We start from the raw sequence: 19,301 nt of genomic DNA, 5'->3' as shown, positions 1-19,301 counted from the left end.
CCCAGGAGCGTCCATCGCCTGTTGATTGTTTTTCTGCCCCTATTGCCTATTCCCCACTGCCTATTCCCTTTTCACCCCCAGGCAGACTATGAGTGACCGCTGCGGGTCGGCTTCACGAGGACATCATGACAATACGCGCTGTCGTTTGGGGCGAGAACATCCATGAGCGGACCAATGAGGTGGTCGCCGCCCTCTATCCCGAAGGTATGCACACGACCATCGCCAAGGCGCTGAACGCCGACAATACGATCTCCGCCTCGACCGCCACGCTCGAGCAGCCGGAGCACGGCCTGCCGGCCGGCCGTCTGGCCGAGACCGACGTGCTGGTCTGGTGGGGCCACAAGGACCATGGCGCCGTTGCCGACGAGATCGTCGAGCGCGTCGCCCGCCGGGTCTTTGAAGGCATGGGGCTGATCGTTCTCCATTCCGGCCATTTCTCGAAAATCTTCAAGCGGCTGATGGGCACGCCCTGCACGCTGAAATGGCGCGAGGCGGGCGAGCGCGAGCGACTCTGGGTGACCAGTCCCAGCCATCCGATCGCCGAAGGCGTCGGCGAATATTTCGAGCTCGAGAATGAAGAAATGTATGGCGAGCAGTTCGCCGTGCCCGAACCGCTGGAGACCGTCTTCATCTCCTGGTTCCAGGGCGGCGAGGTGTTCCGTTCTGGGCTGACCTATCGCCGCGGCGCCGGCAATGTCTTCTACTTCCGCCCGGGCCACGAGACCTATCCGACCTATCACGACGCCAATGTGCACAAGGTGCTGCGCAATGCGGTGAAGTGGGCGCACAATCCGCAGGGCACCAAGTCGGCGATCCTTGAGGCGCCGAACGTGCCGGTCGAGAAGGCGCTGGAGCCGATCGTCGAGCGCGGCGGCAAGCTGCACGCTTCGGGCGAGGCCGGCTTCCGCTAAAGCAAAATCCAGGAAAAAAGGCGTAGCGGTTTTCCGCATGGGTTTCCTAGACCGTATCTGCGCCATATGATTGAATCGAACCAATTCGCTCGGAGTGCAGAGAATGCGGCTTTTGATACTGGGTACCGGCTGGATGGCGCAGGAGCATGCCCGCCGCTTCGGCGGTATCGACGGCGTCGAGATCGTCGGTGCTGTCGACGTCGATGAAAAGCGCGTTGGCGAATTTGCCGACGGGTTCAAGATACCGAAGCGATTCACATCGCTGGAAGACGCGCTGGCGTGGGGCGAGTTCGATGCGGTCGCCAACGTCACACCGGACCGCATTCACCACCCGACCACCATGGCGTTGATCGCGGCCGGCAAGCCGGTGCTGTGCGAAAAGCCGCTGGCCGAAGACTTCGGCAAGGCAAGCGAGATGGCCAACGCGGCTGAGGCAGCCGGCATCGTCAACATGGTCAACCTCACCTATCGCAATGTCGCTGCCTTGCAGAAGGCGCGACAGATGGTGCTGGCCGGCGAGATCGGCACCGTCCGCCACGTCGAGTCCTCCTATTTGCAGAGCTGGCTGGTGTCGAAATTCTGGGGCGACTGGCGCACCGACCCGAAATGGCTGTGGCGGCTGTCGCGCGACCACGGCTCCAACGGCGTGCTCGGCGATGTCGGCATCCACATCCTCGATTTCGCCAGCTATGGCGCCGCACTCGACGTCGACCACGTGTTTTGCCGGCTGCGCACCTTCGACAAGGCGCCAGGCAACCGTATTGGCGAATACGACCTCGACGCCAATGACAGCTTCGCCATGACGCTGGATTTCTCCAACGGCGCCTTTGGCGTCGTTCACGCCAGCCGCTGGGCGACCGGCCACATCAACGAATTGCGCCTGCGCATCTATGGCGACAAGGGCGGCATCGAAGTCGTGCACAATCTCGAGGGTTCGGAACTGAAGGCGTGTGTCGGCGAGGATATCGAGAACGGCAAATGGCAGGTGCTCGACGCCGGCACGGTGCCGACCAATTACCAGCGCTTCGTCGATGCGGTTCGCAGCGGCGTGCAGGCCGAGCCTTCATTCCACCATGCCGCCGAACTGCAGAAGGTGCTGGATCTGGCCATGGTTTCGGAACAGAAGCGGACGGAACTGAGGGCCAGCGCCGATACGCAGTGATGTGAAGGGGAGGAAGAAACTATGGTCTCGCGCCGCGCGCAATGTCTCTGCGGCCAGCTTTCAGCCGTCTGTTCGGGCGAGCCGGTGCGCATCTCGGTCTGCCACTGCCTCGACTGCAAGCGCCGCACCGGCAGCGCCTTCAGCTACAATGTCCGGTTTGCGCAAGCTGATGTATCGATCGAGGGGCGGGCGAAGCAGTTCACGCGCACCGGCGACGAGGGCGGCCGCGTCATCTACAATTTCTGCCCGGAGTGCGGCGCCGCCGTCCACTATCGCATCGACACGCAACCCGGCGTGATCGCCATTCCCGTCGGCGCCTTCGCCGACCCGTCGTTCCCGCCGCCCTTCCAGTCTTTTTACCACGAAAGCCGTCGCTGTGAGTGGGTCGAGATCAACGCCGAGCCGCTGGCGACGTTCGACTGAAGGCCGCTTTTTGGATACCCGGAACCGTCCGCACGCTCCGCGCCTTCAAGAGGGCATCGCCCCTGATTGCCATTGCCGGGCCGTTAGCCATCGCGCTCGGCTGCCCCATGAATAGGCATAAGTCAAGACGAATCCGGCTTGCGGCCCGATTGCTGACATGCTTACCTGACGGCATGTGTTCAATGGGGGTATATGGATGGCTAAGGAATCTTCGAATTCCGCTTCTTCAGAAAAGAAGGCGGACGTAAATCTGATAGGTAACACAGAAGGAAACGGGCTGAACTTCATGGGAGTTCAGGCCCGCGAAAACGGAACCGCCGGCGACGCCGTCGGTGTCGACAAGATCCGTGACCTGCTGTTCGGCAACCAGATGCAGGACTATGACCGCCGTTTTTCCAAGCTTGAAGAACGGGTGTTGCAGCGCTTCAAGGATGTCGAGTCCGAGGCCAAGCGCAATCTCGAAATGTACGAGTCGAATGCAAAGAAGCAGATCGATTCGCTTGCAGGGCAATTGCGGAGCGAAAAAGATTCACGAGCCGATGCCGACAAGGAGATCGACCGGAATCTTCGCGAGCAAAACCAGGCTCTTGAAAAGCAGGTGCGCACGTTGTCGGATCAGTTGAGCGCGCTCGAGCGCGACGTTTCGGACCGGATAAATCGAAACGATCATTTGCTGCGTGAGGAAATCAAGCAGAAGAATGAAGGCGTTCAGATGCTGATCGAGAAGATGTTTGCCGACCTCAGCAACGTCAAGACCGACCGAAATCTTTTGGCTGGCCTGTTTGTCGAGGTTGCAAAATGTCTCAATCAGGATCCCGTCGGGAGCAAGAGCAACTCGGACCGCAGCTGGAAAGTGAGTTGATGGGACCTTGACGTCCACCGTCGACCCATTCAACCTTCCGCAAAGAACAGCCTCGAACGATACAGAGATTGATCGCGAGGCTCTGGCTCGTCTTTTGATCGAAATTGCCCGGAACGTTGATCCGGACTACCGTGCGCAGTTCGAGGCGGTTCCCACCGCCGATCCGCGCATGGAAACGCTGCGGCAGTTGCTGGTCAGCCGCGAAATCTCGGAGCTTTCACGCGTTACGCATCTGCTCGACGAACCCGAGCAGCTTGCGGCGGCCGTGGGCGACGTTCTTCCCAGTGCTGCCGGACGAGCGCCTTACGCGCAACTCGGCGAGGCGCTTGCGCCAGCTGTCGAACGGGCTGTGCAACGGTCGATCCAGAAGAGCCCGCGCACGCTGACGGACATATTGTACCCGGTGTTTCTGCCGGCAATTCGCAAGTCGATCGGGGAAAAGATCGACCAGACCTTTCAGTCGCTGAATGAAACTCTAAGGCACATATTCACCTGGCACGGGCTCAAGTGGAGACTTGAAGCCTGGAGAACAGGGGCAAGCTTCTCGGCAGTTGTTCTGAAGCATTCCCTTGTCTACCGTGTGGAACATGCCTTTCTCATTCATCGGAATTCCGGCCTTTTGATAGCGCATGTAACTGCCGACAATGCGACGAGCGAAGATCCTCAGCTCATTTCTTCGATGCTCAGTGCGATTCAGGATTTTGTAAAAGACTCATTTAACGAGAAAGAGCAGAGCGGCCTGGACACAATCCGTTTCGGCGAGCTTCGTCTCTGGTCGGAAGTTGGACCGTTTGCGACACTGGTTTCGGTGATCCGGGGAAATCCGCCGGAGGAATTGCATGAAATCGTTCGCGATGTTTTGCTTCGCATCCATGAGCAATCCTCAGAGGCTTTAGAGCAGTTCGACGGCGACGGTTCGCGGCTGGCCTCCGTAGAGGCGCAGTTGCAGACCTGCGTCGAGCTCAAGCAAGAGGAATCAAACGACGGATTTCCGTGGCTGGTGGCGGCCGTTGCCCTGTTGCTCTTGAGTCTGGCAGGCGGTTGGTACTTTCTTTCCTGGCAATCAGCGCAGCGCTGGCAGGCTTATGTGTCGCGCTGGCAGGCTTACGTGTCGCGAGTGGAGGCCCAGCCGGGCATCATCGTTGCCGAACAGCAGGTACGCGATGGCCAGTTCTATATTGCCGGCCTGAGGGACCCGCTTGCCGTCGACCCGCAGTCGCTGTTGTCAGGCACGGGAGTCGATCCGGCCGGGGTTCATCCGCAATGGCAATTTTATCAGAGCCTTGAGCCGGAGTTCGTGCTGAAGCGGCTGACGGCGTCGCTGGCTCCGCCGGATTCAGTGCGACTTTCGATTGTCGATGGCCGCATCGTCGCCGAGGGTGAGGCTCCCGACACCTGGATCAGCCGGGCGCGCGCGGCGGCCCAGCAGCTTTCGGCAGGCGGGCCGGTCTTCGATATCTCGGGGGTTCGTGACGTAAGCCCCCAAGTGCGCGAGGCGGAGCGCTGGCACGCCTATGTGTCGCGACTGGAGACCCAGCCGGGCATCATCGTTGCAGACCAAAAGATAAGCGACGGCCAATTCTATATTGCCGGCCTGCGAGACCCGCTTGGCGCCGATCCGCAGTCGCTGTTGTCGGGAACAGAGGTCGATCCCGCCCGGGTTCATGCGCAGTGGCAGTTCTATCAGAGCCTTGAGCCGGAGTTCGTGCTGAAGCGGCTGACGGCGTCACTGTATCCGCCGGAAACAGTACGACTTTCGATCGTCGATGATCGCATCGTTGCCGAGGGTGAGGCTCCCGACACCTGGATCGATCGCGCGCGCGCGGCGGCCCGGCAGCTTTCGGCAGGCGGACCCGAATTCGACATCTCCAAGGTTCGTGACGTGAGCCCCGAAGCACGCGCGGCGGAGCACTGGCAGTATTATGTGTCGCGACTTGAGGCCCAACCGGGAATCATCGTCGCCCAACAAACGGCGAGGGGCGGACATTTCTATATTTCCGGCTTGAGAGACCCGCTTGCCGCCGACCCGCAAGCCCTGCTGTCCGGAACGGACGTTGATCCTGCCCGCGTTCATGCACAGTGGCAATTCTATCAGAGCCTTGATCCGAAGTTTGTGGTGAAGCGGTTGACGGCGGCGCTGTCCCCGCCGAAAACCGTTCAGCTCTCGATCATCCAGGGTCGCATTGTGGCCGTGGGTGAGGCTCCTGCCGGCTGGATCAACCGCGCGCGGGCCGCCGCTGAACAACTTTCGGCGGACGGAGTGGTTCTGGATGTCTCGCAGCTGCGTGAGCTGAACCTCGCAGAACTTAATCATTTGAGGCAGGCGATCCAGACGACCGATATTTTCTTCTCTTCCGGCAAGGTTGTGCCGGGACCGGAGCAGACGCCGGTTCTCGACAGGTTGGCGGATCAAATAAAGGAATTCGCCCAGAGTGCCCGCAATTCCGGCGTAACGGCGCGGTTCATGTTGACCGGGCATTCGGACACCACGGGCCGTGAGACGGCCAACGCGTCGATCAGCGCCGCCCGCGCCGAGACAGTTCGTGCGCTTCTCAACAAGCGCGGCGTTGCTCCCGAACTGCTGCTGGTTCGGGGCGCGGGCACTTTTGAGCCGGCTGTACCTGAAAACAGTCTAACCGGTAGCTCCACCAATCGCCGGGTTTCGATTACCGTAAACCTGGACTAGCGGAGCCCAACATGTTGCAAAAAAAGATCTGCATGCTGGGCGGTTTCGCTGTCGGAAAGACGAGTCTGGTCCGCAGGTTTGTGCAGAGCATCTTCTCAGAAACCTACTTGACCACCGTTGGAGTGAAAATCGACAAGAAGAGCGTCGCGCTCCCGGACAAAACCGTGGATCTGATTTTGTGGGATTTGGCCGGCGAGGACGATATCGGCTCATTCCGCGTCAGCTATGTTCGCGGTGCAACCGGGCTCGTGCTTGTCGTTGATGGAACCCGCGCCGCTACTCTTGCCGTGGCACTCACGCTGCGCGAACGGGTCGAGGCCGAATTCGGCGCCATGCCGTTCGTATTGCTGTTCAACAAGTCCGATCTGGCCGATCGGTGGGCGATATCGGATGGTGAGATCAACGAGTTGAGGCAACGTGGATGGCAAATCTATCTAACAAGTGCGCTTTCGGGCGAGCAGGTCGATGACGCCTTTCGTCAACTTGCCTTGATGGTCACCAAATAGACCATGCATGAATTGCCAAAAGAAGTCAGAAATTGGTTTTTCAATTTCTTCTTCGACGGGCACGCTGTCGCTTATCTGAAAATCGACGCTGAGCTTTGCATAGCTGCCAAGGGCGGTAATGTTGAACATTACGGGCTGTCATCGCTTCGCATCGGCAAGCCTGTTGCGGAGCAGCTTGAATTCATGGAAGGTTTGCTGCCTTGCCCGGAGCTTCCGTTTCGCATGGACATGGTTGAACTGCCCGGCGGGCGTGTCGCCGACCTCCATTTTTTTGCTGACAATGCGTTCGTGTGGCTTCTTTTTCTGGACGCCACTGCCGAACGAGACAACAGGCAGCGGCTTCAACAGAAGGCCTATGAAATGACGCTCCTGCAAGAGAGGGAGCGTCAACTCAACGAAAAATTGCAATCGACGAACGAGGCACTGAGAAAGAGCCAGGAGGGATTGGCGCGTGAATACCAGCGCGCCGAAACCCTGCTCCTCAACATTCTTCCGGCGTCCATCGCGGAGCGGTTGAAAGCGCAAAAGAAAATTGCCGACAACCATGCGGAGGTGAGTGTGCTTTTTGCCGACATCGTCGGCTTTACCGAAAGAGCGCGCAGCGTCGGAGCGGTGACGACGCTCGCTATTTTAAACTACTTCTTCAAGGCGGCGGATCGGCTCTCTGAGCGATACGGCTGCGAAAAGATCAAAACAATTGGCGATTGTGTGATGGTGGTCGCCGGCCTGCCCACGGCGCGATCCGATCATGCAAAGGCCCTCACGCGCTATGCGATTGAGCTGCGCAAAGCGGTCAAGCGGGAACGCTTCGCAGGAGAGCCGATAAGGCTGAGAATTGGAATTCACTCAGGACCGATCGTCGCCGGCGTCATAGGCAAGAGGCGGTTCGCCTATGACCTGTGGGGTGAGACCGTTAATCTCGCCTCACGTATTCAAACGTCCGCGGAGCCCGATGAAATCCGTATTTCCGATGCAACTTGCCAACTGCTTGGACCGAAATTTGCTTGCGACCCACTCGAGGAAACGGAATTGCGCGGTGCGGGTCGCGTGCGAATGTGGCGGCTCCCGAGCTGATCCGTCGCCTGCGGTGCGACCGTGGAGCGCCGATAGCGGCGCCCGAAAGCCATTGGCGTGACCTGATCTTGCGATCGCAAAGCACCCTTTGCGCTTGCCCGGAAGGCCTCTATTCTGGAGCACAGTGGCCGCTGGTGGGATAGAATGTCGGTACTGCCTTTTCTGAGAATCTACGCACCGCTAAATGCGGTGCTCGCTGCGCCTGGGCTTCTGGCGGTGGCTGCGCTCACGATGCCGAACATGTCCGGACGAAGCAGACTGGCTCTGGCTGCTGTGCTCGCTGTCATTTGGGCCGCCTATCTTCTGCAGATGGCCGAGACCCTGCTCAAGCGCTGGGCGGGAGACCTCAGGGACAGGACGCCGGCAATCGCGATCGATGTGCTCGCGGTTTTGGTTCCAGTCGCCGCATTTCTGCTCGACGGCACGCCCGACCGGAGCCTCTACTGTGCTGTCTGGCTGCTGAAGCCGCTGCGCGACTCGACCTTCTTCCCGCTGCTTGGCAGGGTTCTGGCCAACGAAGCGCGCAACCTGGTCGGCGTCACCACGGTCTTCGGCCTGGTTCTGTTCGGTGTCGCACTCGCGGCCTATGTCATCGAGCGCGACGTCCAACCGGAAAAGTTCGGCAGCATCCCCGAGACAATGTGGTGGGCGGTGGTCACGCTGTCCACTACCGGCTATGGCGACGACATTCCGCAAAGCTTCGCCGGCCGCGTCCTTGCCGGGGCTGTCATGATGTGTGGCATCGGCATCTTCGGGCTCTGGGCCGGCATTCTTGCCTCCGGCTTTTATCAAGAAGTCCGTCGCGAGGATTTCGTCCGCAATTGGCAATTGATTGCCGGCGTTCCGTTGTTTCAGAAGCTTGGCCCGGCCACGCTGGTCGAGATCGTGCGCGCGTTAAGACCCCGCACGGTGCCGGCGGGCGCCGTGATCTGCCGCAGCGGCGAGACCGGCGATCGGATGTTCTTCGTCGTGGAGGGCCGCGTCAGCGTCGCGACGCCGAACCCGGTGGAGCTTGGCCCTGGCGCCTTCTTCGGCGAGATGGCGCTGATCAGCGGCGAACCGCGTATGGCGACCGTCACAGCCGCAACTTCTGTCTCACTCCTGTCGCTGCACGCGGCGGATTTCCAGATGCTGTGCAGCAGCAGCCCGGAAATTGCGGAAATCATCCGCAGGACAGCGCTCGAGCGGCGCGGCGCGGCGCCGGTGGCTTGACCGTACAGCCGACGGTGGCCCGGCTGGAACTGGATGGTACGGCTCTATCGACCACGCGCGAAGGTTCTGGACGGCACGTGGAAGGTCCCAGAGGCGTAGCCGGAGACCTAAACGTAGCCGATCCACTCTACCGGCGGCTCGTTGTTTGGCGCTGTGCGTCGACAGTTCCTGCCCCGCGGCCTTTCGGACGACCGGCTTTGGCTAAACTCTAATGCCTTAGAATCTTGCTTAGAAAAGCCCGGCTGCGGTCGGTCTTCGGGTCGGAGAAAAACGCTTCCGGCGTGCCGCTTTCGACGATGGCGCCGGCGTCCATGAACACCACGCGCTGCGCCACCTTGCGGGCAAAGCCCATTTCGTGCGTTACCACCATCATGGTCATGCCTTCCTCGGCCACCGCGACCATGACGTCGAGCACTTCGGAAATCATCTCGGGATCGAGCGCCGAGGTCGGTTCGTCAAACAGCATGATCTTGGGGCGCATGCCGAGGCAGCGCGCGATGGCCACACGCTGCTGCTGGCCGCCGGACAGCTGTGACGGGTAGGCGTTGACCTTGTCGGCGAGGCCGACCTTGGCCAGCAAGTCGCGCCCGGCCTGCTCGGCCTCGGCGCGGGGGATCTTGCGCACATGGATCGGCGCCAGCGTGACGTTTTCCAGCGCCGTCTTGTGCGGGTAGAGGTTGAACGACTGGAAGACGAAGCCGATCTCGGTGCGCAGCTGCGTCATGTTGGTGGCGGGGTCGCCGAGGCGCTGGCCGTCGACGACGAGGTCGCCATCCTTGATCGCTTCCAGGCCGTTGATGCAGCGGATCAGCGTCGACTTGCCCGAACCACTTGGGCCGCAGACGACGACCACTTCGCGCGGCTCGACGCTGAGCGTGATGTCCTTCAGCACATTGAGCGAGCCGAACCATTTGTTGACGCCGCGAAAGTCGATCATGCCCGTTTTGGTCAGGTTTGTCTTGGTCGGGCTTGGATTGGTCATGGCGGTCAGCCCTTTGGGTTCGATGTCACAGCTGCACCTCGCCATGCGCCGCGCCCATGCGGCGCTCCAGCCGGCGGGCGAGCATGATCAGCGGATAGCAGACGACGAAATAGCCGACGCCGACCAGGAAGAAGACCAGCAGGCCGTTGGGCACACGCTGCACCACAAGCCAGCCGACGCGGGTGAGGTCGGTCAGCCCGATCGCCGAGACGACGGAGGAATCCTTGATCAACAGTACATATTGCCCGACCAGCGGCGGCAGCACGATGCGCATCGCCTGCGGCAGCACCACCTGGCGCATGCGTTGCCAGCGCGACAGGCCAGACGCCAGAGCTGCCTCAACCTGGCCGGTCGGCACCGAGCGGATGCCGGCGGCGACGATCTCGCAGATGAAGCACGCGGCGAGGTTGGTGAGCGCGATGATGCCGGCCGTGAAGGCATCGAGCTCGATGCCGAATTCCGGCAGGATGAAGAAGATCAGAAAGATCTGCACCAGAAACGGCGTGCCGCGGATCAGGTCGACCCAGGCGCCGATCACGCTCGAGATCAGCCGGTTGCCGCCGGTGCGCAATATGCCGAGGCCGAAACCAAGCAGCGTGCCCAGCACCAGGCTGATCGCCGACAGCATCACGGTCATCCCGAGGCCGCGCAAGGCGAGGGGGTAGCTGCCGGCCAGGCTTTGCAGCTGTTGCCAGATCATGTGCTGCTCCTTGCCGGCTGCAGACGAAGCCAGCGACTGGACAGCCCCGCCAGTCCTTTGAGGCCGTAATAGAGCAGCAGATAAAAGGCGGCGATGGTGATGAAACCTTCCGCCGGCATGAAGCGGTCGGACGCCAGCAACTGGCCGGCGCGCGTCAGTTCGGAAACCGAGATCAGCGACAAAAGCGCGGAATCCTTGACCAGCACGATCGCCTGGCCGAGCAGCGGCGGGATCGTCACCTTGAAGGCTTGCGGCAGGATGACCAGGCGCATGCGCTGGACATAGGTCATCCCCGAGGCGACGCCGGCCTCGACCTGGCCGCGCGGGATCGACAGGATGCCGGCGCGGATGATTTCCGCGACATAGGCGCCGCTGTTCAGCGACAGAGCGATGATGCCGACGACCAGCTCGGGCAGGACGAAGCCGAGACGCGGCAGGCCGAAATAGAGGAAGTAGAGCTGCGCCAGCAACGGCGTGGCGCGCACGGCATCGATATAGCCCTTGGCCAGCACGCGAAACAGCTGGCCGCGCTGCAGGTTCATGGCGGCGAGCACGATGCCGACGGCCAGCGCGCCCGCAAAGGACAGCGCCGACAGCCACCCGGTCGTGATCAGACCCTGCCCGAACAAAGGCAGATATTCGATGATGGTGCGGAAGCTGAAATTTTCGAGCATGGCGGTGAATGGTGAATGGTGAATGGGCAGTAGTGAGTAGTGAGTAGTGAGTAGTGAGTAGTGAGTAGTGAGTAGTGAGTAGTGAGTAGCGTCCGGAATGGCCATTCACCATTCACCATTCACCATTCACTACTTCCTACTCACTACTCCCTGCTTACCTCTGCTTAGTGATCCTTCTTCCAGGCGTCGGAATTGACCCAGTAGTCGAGGTTCTTCTGCAGGCGTCCGTCGATGCTGACCTGGTTGAGGAACAGGTTCATCCAGATCAACAGGTCCGGCTCGTCGTAGCGGGTGGCGAAGGCAAGCGGCTCCTTCGACAACAGGTCCGGCATGATGGTGAAGGTGCCGGCGGGATAGGCTGTCGACTGACCCTTGACCGCCGAGACGTCGTTGACGCCGCAATCGGCTTGGCCGTTGTTGACCGCGTCGAGCAGCAGCGGGCCGCCGCCCTTGTAGCTCTTGATGTCGGCATCCGGGAAGGCGTTCTTGGCTTCCTTTTCGCCGGTGGCGCCCAACAGCACGGCGATCTTGGTGCCCTTGGCCTTGCAGTCCTCGGTTGTCTTGAACTTGCTGTCGGCCTTGGTGAAGACGGTGCTGCCCGTATACATGTAAGGTATGGTGAAGGCGACCTTCATGCCGCGCGCCAGCGTCGGCGTCATGTCGGCGACGAGCAGGTCGGCCTTGCCCGAAAGCAGCGCCGGGATCAGCCCGTCCCAGTCATAGTCGAGGAAGGTGATCTTGACGCCCATTTCCTTGGCCATCAGCTCGGCGAGTTCGACCGAACTGCCGGTGCGCTCGCCGGCCGCGCCGACCAGCGAGAAGGGAGGTCCTTGCGTCTGTACCGCGACGCGCAGTTCGCCGCGCTTGGTGATCTCGTCGAGCGTTCCGGCACTGGCAGCAGCGGTCAGGCCCGCAAGCGCAAGTCCGGCGATGAAAAGCTTGGCAATCTTCATTTGGCATTCCTCCTGTAATCGTTGTTGTTCCACTTTGTTATTCCACCCTTTTGGGTGTTTTTTGAGCGGCGGCACCGTTTGCCGGCGGCAGCCACCGTTCGAAAATCCTCAGTCCCAGGCCACCGTCTCGGCAACCTTGATGCCACGCCTGGCCAGCTCGTCGAAGAAGGGTTCGTCCGGCACATGCAGCAGCGGGTTCAAAAGCCCTGGTGTGGCGATCTCGCGCCGCGCCAGCATCTGCGCCACGATGCTGGCGGGATAGCCGACGCCAAGGCTCATGCCGAACAGGCCTGATGCCAGGTCGCGTTCGATGATCAGGTCCGACGTCACCGTTTTGGCGCGGCCGCCTTCGAGACCGGAAAAGACATTGCGCATCACGCAAAGGTCCTTCTCGTCGGCGCCATATTGCAGTTGCGGGCCGAGCAGACGGCCGAGAAATTCGCGTGGGCTGGCGCCGGTGCCGGGCACCTTGTCTTCGGAGAGGAAACCGAGTTCCTTCAGCGGCGCCCAGAACGCCGACCATCCCGGCCAGCGCAGCGTATAGCGGCCCGAGCGTTGCAATCCCTTGGCGGCTGCCAGCATCTCGACATAGTGCAGAGCGTCGCCATTGGGGAAAGCTTCCAGCCGGCCGAGGCCCGCGACCTCGATCTCGTGGATGAAGGCATTGTCGTGCTGTCGGCCGGCCGGCACTTCGACGCGCTTGCCATGCTCGATCATCACGCTGTCGCGGTTCTGGCTGACCAGAACCATGTCGAAATTCCAGCTCACCTTGTAGCAGAGCGGCTTCGCCATCGCCTTCGGTTCGGGGATGCCGCCGCAATAGGAATCGATCGAGGAGATCCTAGAGAACTGCTTTGCGGCGCGCGCGTAGAGCACGAGGTCGATGCCGGGGTCGAGCCCGCATTCGGTCATGATCGAAACGCCGGCCTGTTCAGCCTCCGGCGCCAGGTCGGCAATCGCCTTGCCGTAGTTGGTGGTGACCAGCGGCGTGCGCGTTGCGATCGCGGCCTGCACCGCCTCGCGCATCAATGGCTGCGGCAGCAGATCGATGGCGGCGTCCACATCCGCCAGCACGGTGGCAAGCGCCGGACCGATCGCGCCCTCGGGCATGACGAAACGCACGCGGGAAAGGTCGGTCAGCCCGGCAAGCCGGGCAGGGCCGTCAGCCGACGTATCGACGCAGACGACTTCCTCGACACCGGCGCTGGCGACGAGATCGGCGATGGCCGCCCGTCCCTGCAGGCCGAGGCCGCCGAGAACAGCTATTCTCATGCCGGCTCCTTGCGTGACGGTGTTTCTTCCGACCAGCAGCCTTCGGGAAGGCTGACCCATTTGTTGCATGAAGCCATGACGACGAAGGTTTCGCTGCGCACGACTTCCCCGGGAATGCCGGCGCCCGGAATCAGCTCGCTGGTGATGCGGTAGAGGTCGGCGACATCGCCGGCGACGGTCACGTCGACGATGATGTCGAAGCGCCCGGTAACCACCGAGGCCGAGTTGACGAAAGGCAGTTCGGCAATGCGCTGCGCCAGTTCCCGGGCGCGGCCACGTCCCTGAGCGTTGATGCCGACAATGGCCGAGATCAGCTCGGGGCGTTCGGTCAGATTGAGCAGCCCGACGATCTTCAAGAGGTTGCGGTCGAGCAGATTGCGCAACCTTGAGCGCACCGTCGGCACTGAGATCGCCATCGTCTCGGCGAGCCGGTTGATGCCGGGCTGGGCATCTTGCGACAACAGCTTTACCAGCCGTCGATCGGTTTGATCGAGATGCTCACGCAAAAGGCAAGGCTTTCATAAAGGAGAAAAATGTGGTGGAATTTCTTCCTGATATGAAAATAGCCTACGAGATATTTATAATAACAGCAAGAGGTGAGTTTGTTGCTACGCTGATCGAATCGACTGGAACATCGCTACCGCCGCAGCTGTCAGCGCCGCATTGCCGGATGCCGCCGCGCCATCCGGCAGATGCTTCCCATCCTCCAGCCCGACGCGCGTCGACCAGTTGCGATCCGCGGCACGGCGCACGAACGGCCACACCGTCGCGTTCTCGCCATGCAGCAGGATGGCACGGCGAATGCCGGCGCGCTCCAGGACCTGTTCGATGCCGCCGGCGACCGCAAAAGCCTCGTCTAGCGTCTGCTCGGAAATCTCGATCAGGACGCGCAGCACGCGCCCGCCATGGTCGAGGCTGACGAGGCGCTCGGCGTCGGCGACCGAGGCCAGACCCGCCTCGATGCCGATGCCGCGCTGGCGCAGGCTCTCCATGACGATGGGTGCCGCCGCCTCGCTGAGATTGACGGAGGCATAGTCCGGCAATTCGCGCCAGCCGGCGATGGCGACCAGCGTGCTTGTATCGTCATTCTCGATCCAGGCGCCGGTGGAGACGCCGATCAGCGTACCGGGGCAGGCACGGCGCAGCCCTGCGATGGTCGGATCCATCGCTGCCGGCGCAAGGCTCTCGCGGCGGTCCGCGCTGCGGGCATGGACATGCAGCTCAGCTGCGCCCGCGGCAATCGAAGCCGCCCCGTCGCGCGCCATAGCGTCGGAGTCGAGCGGCAGTGTGGGGTGAAAATCGGCGGCGCGCGCGCCATTGATGCAGGCCTGGACGATCATGGCTCTCGCGATCCTGTTGCGGATCGCGCGAGCCTACCGCAGGGCAGGGCGGAGAGGGAACGGGCGTGGTGAAGATTGCTGACAGGGTGCCGCTTCTGCGGAGGTTGCGGTATCGGCCCAGGACATACCATATAGCGGGACAGGACACGCCACGGGCGATCCTTACCCCTTTGCCGGGCTGCCGGCTGAAAGGTTTTTGCGATGGCTGAGTTGAAGGTCAGGACCCGCGTCACCGGCGCGACGGCGACGCTGCAGCCCGGCGGCTTGCCTTCCATCACCACTCCGACCGGCGGTGCAGTCGATGTCGTCACCGGCGTCAGCGCGCCGGGCTTCAATCCGCTCGACCTGCTCTACGCCTCGCTCGCCGCCTGCATGGTGCTGAGCGCGCGCATCGCCGCCTCCCGCCTCGGGGTTGCCGCCGCGCTTGGCGAGGTGCGCGCCGAGGTCAGCGGCGAGAAGGCCAAGGACGAGCCGTCGCGCGTCGAAAGGCTCAACATCAGGCTCGACATCTCAGGCGATCTCGACGCTGCGACCAAGCAGCGGATCGTCGAGGACGCCGAAGCGATCTGCACGGTGTCCAACACGTTGCGCGCCGCGCCGGAATTGCACGCCACGCTTGGGTGAGCGGCGTCGCAGGAATCCTCGCCCCACCGCCAACCAAGGACCGACCCATGGCCATGATTTCGCCGATCGACTACGCGAAAGCGTCCGACGACATCCGCGCCGAGCACGACAGGGAGCTTGGCCTGCGCGGACGCATGACCAACATGAAGCGCATCCTGCTGCATTCACCGGCGGCCCACCGCATCTATGCCGAATGGTTCACGCTGCGCGATCTGCTCAAACCCACACTCGACGACCGCGCCATCTGGCTGTTGTCGCGGGCGATCTCGGAGGGATGCAACGCCGAGATTCCGCTCACCTTCTTCCGCCGCGCGCTGATCGATGGTGGCCTTGATCCCGAGGCAATCCAGCCAACCTCCGACGAGGCGTTGCTGATCGAATTTGGCAAGGCAGTCGCCGCCGATGCCAATGTCATTCCGAACGACATCTGGGCAGCGCTGAAGGCTCGCTATGACGACAAGCTGCTGGTCAACCTCGTCGCCTTCGCCGGCATCATGGTGGCGACCTGCCTGTTCACAAACGCGGTGAGGGTCGATCTGGACCCTGAGTTGGAGGCGTATCGCCGCAAGGGTGCCGATCCGGTCTGATGCGATCGATACGCAGTCGATCTGCAGTGGATATCGCCCGGAAGGATCAGCCGTAGTAGCCGGCTCCAAACAGCAAAAGTGTTTCCACCTGGGAGTCCGCTTCTTTTCCTATGTCTGTCCAGATGCTGATGCCGAGAGCATTCGAAATCGCGCTATCGATCTCGACCTTCACATTGGGGTCGGTTTGTCTCAAGAACCTCAGCGCAACCTCCATGGAAATCGGAAACAGCGACGCGCCACCCAGTTCCAAGATCGCAGGCGAGGTGAATTCTAGCGCTTCGAGTGCGCCATCGGCCTTGTAATAGGCGAATACTCCAAGGTCCGGCCAATAGTCGGCCGGAACGCTGGTTGGGCTCCGCCGGAAGACCTTGAGCTCTCCTGAAAAGAAGGATCTGACAGTCGCCTTAGACGATCCGAGAGGAAGCCCTTTGACGCCATTTAGCGGTTCGATCGAAAGATGCATGTACACAGTTAATCGCTGCCGGCAGCAGATGACAATGTTCATCGCAGGAATCGGGTGGCCCAGGCGCCTCGTTCGCCCCACTTTGACCGCAAGGAAAGGAGGCATCGATGACCATCCATTCGATAAGCACCAAACGCGCAGCCCATTCGGCCGAAGCGCGCGTCGCAGCGCAGGACTGGAGTGCTCTGATCGGCGAACTGAACAGCCACGGCAGCACCGTCATGCCGGCGCTGCTTTCACCCGAGGAGTGCACCGAGATCTCCGGTCTCTATCCGCATGAGGACCATTTCCGCAGCCATGTGGTGATGGCCCGCCATGGCTTCGGCAAGGGCGAGTACCGCTATTTCCGCTATCCGCTGCCGGATCTGGTCGGTGGCCTGCGCACCGCGCTCTATCCCAGGCTCGCCGGCGTCGCCAACGACTGGAACGAACGCATGGGCGCGGCACGGCGCTATCCCGATGACCACGCCGCCTTCCTCCAGCTTTGCCACGAAAGCGGCCAAACGCGGCCGACGCCGCTTCTCCTGCAATATGGCCCCGGCGACTTCAACTGCCTCCATCAGGACCTCTATGGCGATCTCGCTTTTCCCCTGCAGGTGGCGATCCTGTTGTCGCAGCCCGGCGAGGATTTCACCGGCGGCGAATTCGTCCTGACCGAACAGCGCCCGCGCATGCAAAGCCGTGCCGAAGTGGTGCCGCTGACCCGGGGCGATGCGGTGATCTTTGCTGTCCACAACCGCCCGGTGCAAGGCACGAAAGGCCATTACCGCGTCAACCTCAGGCACGGCGTCAGCCGCCTGCGCTCCGGCAGGCGGCATACAGTGGGGATCATTTTCCACGACGCGAAGTGACAATTCGTCGGACACAGCCAAAGCACCTCACTACCGCTGCTTATTGACATGGCGAGTTCGGCGGAACAGTCTCCGCTTGTGTAAGAGAGGGGAATTTATGAAACGATCCTATGAGAAGCCGACACTCGTCAGACGGGGCAAGCTCGCCTCGCTCGCCGCCCAGCAGGTGCCGTCAATAGAAGCGGAAGTGCCCGCACCGAACTGAGTACAGAAGCTGGTTCAAAAACAGCCCGTTGCGCAAAATCGCGCGGCGGGCTGTTTTGCATTCTGGAGGTGCGGACCGCAGCGGCTTTTGCGCGCGGCGTCAAATGGGCGCTTCCTCTGGCGCGGCCGATCGCGTAAGGGCCGGGGAAAATCCTCCAAGGTTCTTCCAGTCGCATGATCCGTCTTGAAAGCATCAGCAAACAGAACGGCCGCCAGCTTGTCTTCATCGAGGCCTCGGCCTCGCTACAGAAGGGCGAGAAGGTCGGCCTTGTCGGCCCGAACGGCGCCGGCAAGACGACGCTGTTTCGCATGATTACTGGCCAGGAGCAGCCCGACGAGGGCCAGGTGCAGGTCGATCGCGGCGTCACCATCGGCTATTTCAGCCAGGATGTCGGCGACATGGCCGGCCGCAGTGCTGTGGCCGAAGTGATGAACGGCGCCGGGCCTGTCAGCGACGTGGCGGCCGAAATGGCCGAACTCGAGGCGGCCATGGCCGATCCCGAGCAGGCCGACCGGATGGATGAGATCATCGAGAAATATGGCGAGGCGCAGCACCGTTTCGAGGAACTCGACGGCTATGCGCTCGATGGCCGCGCCCGCGAAGTGCTCGACGGCCTCGGCTTTTCCCAGGAGATGATGGACGGCGATGTCGGCAAACTGTCCGGCGGCTGGAAGATGCGCGTGGCGCTGGCCCGCATCCTGTTGATGCGGCCCGACGTCATGCTGCTCGACGAGCCGTCCAACCATCTCGATCTCGAAAGCCTGATCTGGCTGGAGCAGTTCCTGAAGGGTTACGAGGGCGCGCTGCTGATGACCTCGCACGACCGCGAGTTCATGAACCGCATCGTCAACAAGGTGGTCGAGATCGACGCCGGGTCGCTCACCGCCTATTCCGGCAATTACGAATTCTACCAGCAGCAGCGGGCGATCGCCGACAAGCAGCAGCAGGCGCAGTTCGAGCGCCAGCAGGCCATGCTGGCCAAGGAGATCGCTTTTATCGAGCGCTTCAAGGCGCGGGCGTCACACGCCGCCCAGGTGCAGAGCCGGGTGAAGAAGCTCGACAAGATCGATCGTGTCGAGCCGCCCAAGCGCCGTCAGATCGTGAATTTCGATTTTCAGCCGGCGCCGCGCTGCGGCGAGGATGTCGTGACGCTGAAGAACGTCCACAAGGGATATGGCAGTCGCTCGATCTATGAGGGGCTGGATTTCCAGGTCCGCCGCCGCGAGCGCTGGTGCATCATGGGCGTCAACGGCGCCGGCAAGTCGACGCTGCTGAAGCTGGTGGCCGGCGCGTCTGACCCGGATGCCGGCACAGTTGCTCGGGGGCCGAGTGTGAAAATGGGCTATTTCGCCCAGCACGCCATGGAGGTGCTGGAGGGCGAACGCACCGTGTTCCAGACGCTGGAGGACGCGTTTCCGCAAGCCGGCCAGGCGCCGCTCAGGGCCCTCGCCGGCTGCTTCGGCTTTTCCGGCGACGAGATCGAGAAGAAATGCCGGGTGCTGTCGGGCGGCGAAAAGGCGCGCCTGGTAATGGCGCTGATGCTGTTCGACCCGCCCAACCTGCTGGTGCTGGACGAGCCGACCAACCATTTGGACATCGCCACAAAGGAGATGCTGATCACGGCGCTGTCGCAATACGAAGGCACGATGCTGTTCGTCTCGCACGACCGCCATTTCCTGGCCGCACTCTCCAACCGCGTGCTGGAATTGACACCCGAAGGCATCCACACCTATGGCGGTGGCTACACCGAATATGTCGAGCGCACCGGGCAGGAAGCGCCGGGCCTGCGCAGCTGACGCAGTTCGTGCGTCCGC

Annotated in this window: 20 protein-coding genes; 12 read left to right on the top strand and 8 right to left on the bottom strand. The window is 61.9% G+C overall.

The features are described from left to right. Window positions 1–125 precede the first annotated feature (125 nt). From NKJ77_RS09350 to NKJ77_RS09315, 8 genes are all read left to right on the top strand, one after another. Window positions 126–911 carry a ThuA domain-containing protein gene (locus tag NKJ77_RS09350; protein WP_023831104.1) on the top strand — a complete coding sequence of 262 codons (786 nt, stop codon included), beginning with the start codon at window positions 126–128 and terminating at the stop codon, window positions 909–911. Between the two features lie 103 nt (window positions 912–1,014). Beyond that, on the top strand, window positions 1,015–2,073 hold the full coding sequence (locus NKJ77_RS09345; protein ID WP_023831103.1) for a Gfo/Idh/MocA family protein: 1,059 nt from the start codon (window positions 1,015–1,017) through the stop codon (window positions 2,071–2,073). 21 nt (window positions 2,074–2,094) lie between these two features. Next, complete coding sequence (locus NKJ77_RS09340; RefSeq protein WP_023689042.1) at window positions 2,095–2,496, top strand: GFA family protein; 402 nt, start codon at window positions 2,095–2,097, stop codon at window positions 2,494–2,496. 196 nt (window positions 2,497–2,692) lie between these two features. Next, window positions 2,693–3,358: a hypothetical protein gene (locus tag NKJ77_RS09335; RefSeq protein ID WP_023670314.1), complete on the top strand. Its 666-nt coding sequence runs from the start codon at window positions 2,693–2,695 to the stop codon at window positions 3,356–3,358. Window positions 3,359–3,365: 7 nt separating this feature from the next. Continuing rightward, the gene (locus NKJ77_RS09330) at window positions 3,366–6,044 is read left to right on the top strand and encodes an OmpA family protein (RefSeq protein ID WP_352535005.1); all 2,679 of its coding nucleotides are present in this window, start codon (window positions 3,366–3,368) and stop codon (window positions 6,042–6,044) included. Between the two features lie 11 nt (window positions 6,045–6,055). Then, on the top strand, window positions 6,056–6,550 hold the full coding sequence (locus NKJ77_RS09325; protein ID WP_023670316.1) for a Rab family GTPase: 495 nt from the start codon (window positions 6,056–6,058) through the stop codon (window positions 6,548–6,550). 3 nt (window positions 6,551–6,553) lie between these two features. Further along, window positions 6,554–7,624: an adenylate/guanylate cyclase domain-containing protein gene (locus tag NKJ77_RS09320; RefSeq protein ID WP_023831101.1), complete on the top strand. Its 1,071-nt coding sequence runs from the start codon at window positions 6,554–6,556 to the stop codon at window positions 7,622–7,624. A gap of 144 nt (window positions 7,625–7,768) precedes the next feature. Next, complete coding sequence (locus NKJ77_RS09315; RefSeq protein WP_023684786.1) at window positions 7,769–8,836, top strand: cyclic nucleotide-gated potassium channel; 1,068 nt, start codon at window positions 7,769–7,771, stop codon at window positions 8,834–8,836. A gap of 208 nt (window positions 8,837–9,044) precedes the next feature. Here NKJ77_RS09315 and NKJ77_RS09310 read toward each other — a convergent pair whose 3' ends face one another. From NKJ77_RS09310 to NKJ77_RS09280, 7 genes are all read right to left on the bottom strand, one after another. Then, on the bottom strand, window positions 9,045–9,773 hold the full coding sequence (locus NKJ77_RS09310; protein WP_023670319.1) for an amino acid ABC transporter ATP-binding protein: 729 nt from the start codon (window positions 9,771–9,773) through the stop codon (window positions 9,045–9,047). A 70-nt stretch (window positions 9,774–9,843) separates the two neighbouring features. Continuing rightward, on the bottom strand, window positions 9,844–10,518 hold the full coding sequence (locus NKJ77_RS09305; protein WP_023684787.1) for an amino acid ABC transporter permease: 675 nt from the start codon (window positions 10,516–10,518) through the stop codon (window positions 9,844–9,846). After that, entirely contained in the window at window positions 10,515–11,192 is a 678-nt protein-coding gene (locus NKJ77_RS09300; protein WP_023831100.1) for an amino acid ABC transporter permease, read from the bottom strand. The genes NKJ77_RS09305 and NKJ77_RS09300 overlap by 4 nt, the downstream gene beginning before the upstream one ends. A 164-nt stretch (window positions 11,193–11,356) precedes the next feature. Further along, window positions 11,357–12,145: an ABC transporter substrate-binding protein gene (locus NKJ77_RS09295; protein WP_352535002.1), complete on the bottom strand. Its 789-nt coding sequence runs from the start codon at window positions 12,143–12,145 to the stop codon at window positions 11,357–11,359. A 108-nt stretch (window positions 12,146–12,253) separates the two neighbouring features. Then, window positions 12,254–13,417: a saccharopine dehydrogenase family protein gene (locus NKJ77_RS09290; RefSeq protein WP_023831099.1), complete on the bottom strand. Its 1,164-nt coding sequence runs from the start codon at window positions 13,415–13,417 to the stop codon at window positions 12,254–12,256. Continuing rightward, on the bottom strand, window positions 13,414–13,923 hold the full coding sequence (locus NKJ77_RS09285) for an Lrp/AsnC family transcriptional regulator (RefSeq protein WP_023670324.1): 510 nt from the start codon (window positions 13,921–13,923) through the stop codon (window positions 13,414–13,416). The genes NKJ77_RS09290 and NKJ77_RS09285 overlap by 4 nt, the downstream gene beginning before the upstream one ends. Window positions 13,924–14,025: 102 nt before the next feature. After that, the gene (locus NKJ77_RS09280; protein WP_023689036.1) at window positions 14,026–14,757 is read right to left on the bottom strand and encodes a 3-keto-5-aminohexanoate cleavage protein; all 732 of its coding nucleotides are present in this window, start codon (window positions 14,755–14,757) and stop codon (window positions 14,026–14,028) included. Between the two features lie 201 nt (window positions 14,758–14,958). Between NKJ77_RS09280 and NKJ77_RS09275 the strand changes: the two genes are divergently transcribed. Both NKJ77_RS09275 and NKJ77_RS09270 read left to right on the top strand, forming a co-directional pair. Further along, window positions 14,959–15,381 carry an OsmC family protein gene (locus NKJ77_RS09275; protein WP_352535000.1) on the top strand — a complete coding sequence of 141 codons (423 nt, stop codon included), beginning with the start codon at window positions 14,959–14,961 and terminating at the stop codon, window positions 15,379–15,381. Window positions 15,382–15,428: 47 nt separating this feature from the next. Next, a complete protein-coding gene (locus NKJ77_RS09270; RefSeq protein ID WP_352534998.1) occupies window positions 15,429–15,968 on the top strand; it encodes a carboxymuconolactone decarboxylase family protein in 540 nt (179 codons plus the stop codon). Window positions 15,969–16,014: 46 nt separating this feature from the next. Here NKJ77_RS09270 and NKJ77_RS09265 read toward each other — a convergent pair whose 3' ends face one another. Continuing rightward, on the bottom strand, window positions 16,015–16,473 hold the full coding sequence (locus tag NKJ77_RS09265) for a hypothetical protein (protein ID WP_352534996.1): 459 nt from the start codon (window positions 16,471–16,473) through the stop codon (window positions 16,015–16,017). Window positions 16,474–16,538: 65 nt separating this feature from the next. Between NKJ77_RS09265 and NKJ77_RS09260 the strand changes: the two genes are divergently transcribed. After that, the gene (locus NKJ77_RS09260; RefSeq protein WP_352534994.1) at window positions 16,539–17,282 is read left to right on the top strand and encodes a 2OG-Fe(II) oxygenase; all 744 of its coding nucleotides are present in this window, start codon (window positions 16,539–16,541) and stop codon (window positions 17,280–17,282) included. Window positions 17,283–17,660: 378 nt separating this feature from the next. Continuing rightward, a complete protein-coding gene (locus tag NKJ77_RS09255; RefSeq protein ID WP_352534992.1) occupies window positions 17,661–19,283 on the top strand; it encodes an ABC-F family ATP-binding cassette domain-containing protein in 1,623 nt (540 codons plus the stop codon). Window positions 19,284–19,301 lie beyond the last annotated feature (18 nt).

The sequence above is a fragment of the Mesorhizobium sp. M0052 genome (assembly GCF_040323255.1).
GTDB lineage: Bacteria > Pseudomonadota > Alphaproteobacteria > Rhizobiales > Rhizobiaceae > Mesorhizobium.
Note: the sequence above shows the minus strand (reverse complement) of the source record. Positions and strands in the feature narration are given on the sequence as shown.

Coding starts and splice junctions, on each gene's coding strand:
- NKJ77_RS09305 (WP_023684787.1), bottom strand. CDS start 10,518: ATGATCTGGCAACAGCTGCAAAGCCTGGCCGGCAGCTACCCCCTCGCC.
- NKJ77_RS09270 (WP_352534998.1), top strand. CDS start 15,429: ATGGCCATGATTTCGCCGATCGACTACGCGAAAGCGTCCGACGACATC.
- NKJ77_RS09335 (WP_023670314.1), top strand. CDS start 2,693: ATGGCTAAGGAATCTTCGAATTCCGCTTCTTCAGAAAAGAAGGCGGAC.
- NKJ77_RS09310 (WP_023670319.1), bottom strand. CDS start 9,773: ATGATCGACTTTCGCGGCGTCAACAAATGGTTCGGCTCGCTCAATGTG.
- NKJ77_RS09280 (WP_023689036.1), bottom strand. CDS start 14,757: ATGATCGTCCAGGCCTGCATCAATGGCGCGCGCGCCGCCGATTTTCAC.
- NKJ77_RS09265 (WP_352534996.1), bottom strand. CDS start 16,473: ATGAACATTGTCATCTGCTGCCGGCAGCGATTAACTGTGTACATGCAT.
- NKJ77_RS09315 (WP_023684786.1), top strand. CDS start 7,769: ATGTCGGTACTGCCTTTTCTGAGAATCTACGCACCGCTAAATGCGGTG.
- NKJ77_RS09340 (WP_023689042.1), top strand. CDS start 2,095: ATGGTCTCGCGCCGCGCGCAATGTCTCTGCGGCCAGCTTTCAGCCGTC.
- NKJ77_RS09320 (WP_023831101.1), top strand. CDS start 6,554: ATGCATGAATTGCCAAAAGAAGTCAGAAATTGGTTTTTCAATTTCTTC.
- NKJ77_RS09300 (WP_023831100.1), bottom strand. CDS start 11,192: ATGCTCGAAAATTTCAGCTTCCGCACCATCATCGAATATCTGCCTTTG.
- NKJ77_RS09290 (WP_023831099.1), bottom strand. CDS start 13,417: ATGAGAATAGCTGTTCTCGGCGGCCTCGGCCTGCAGGGACGGGCGGCC.
- NKJ77_RS09325 (WP_023670316.1), top strand. CDS start 6,056: ATGTTGCAAAAAAAGATCTGCATGCTGGGCGGTTTCGCTGTCGGAAAG.
- NKJ77_RS09295 (WP_352535002.1), bottom strand. CDS start 12,145: ATGAAGATTGCCAAGCTTTTCATCGCCGGACTTGCGCTTGCGGGCCTG.
- NKJ77_RS09275 (WP_352535000.1), top strand. CDS start 14,959: ATGGCTGAGTTGAAGGTCAGGACCCGCGTCACCGGCGCGACGGCGACG.
- NKJ77_RS09260 (WP_352534994.1), top strand. CDS start 16,539: ATGACCATCCATTCGATAAGCACCAAACGCGCAGCCCATTCGGCCGAA.
- NKJ77_RS09345 (WP_023831103.1), top strand. CDS start 1,015: ATGCGGCTTTTGATACTGGGTACCGGCTGGATGGCGCAGGAGCATGCC.
- NKJ77_RS09255 (WP_352534992.1), top strand. CDS start 17,661: ATGATCCGTCTTGAAAGCATCAGCAAACAGAACGGCCGCCAGCTTGTC.
- NKJ77_RS09350 (WP_023831104.1), top strand. CDS start 126: ATGACAATACGCGCTGTCGTTTGGGGCGAGAACATCCATGAGCGGACC.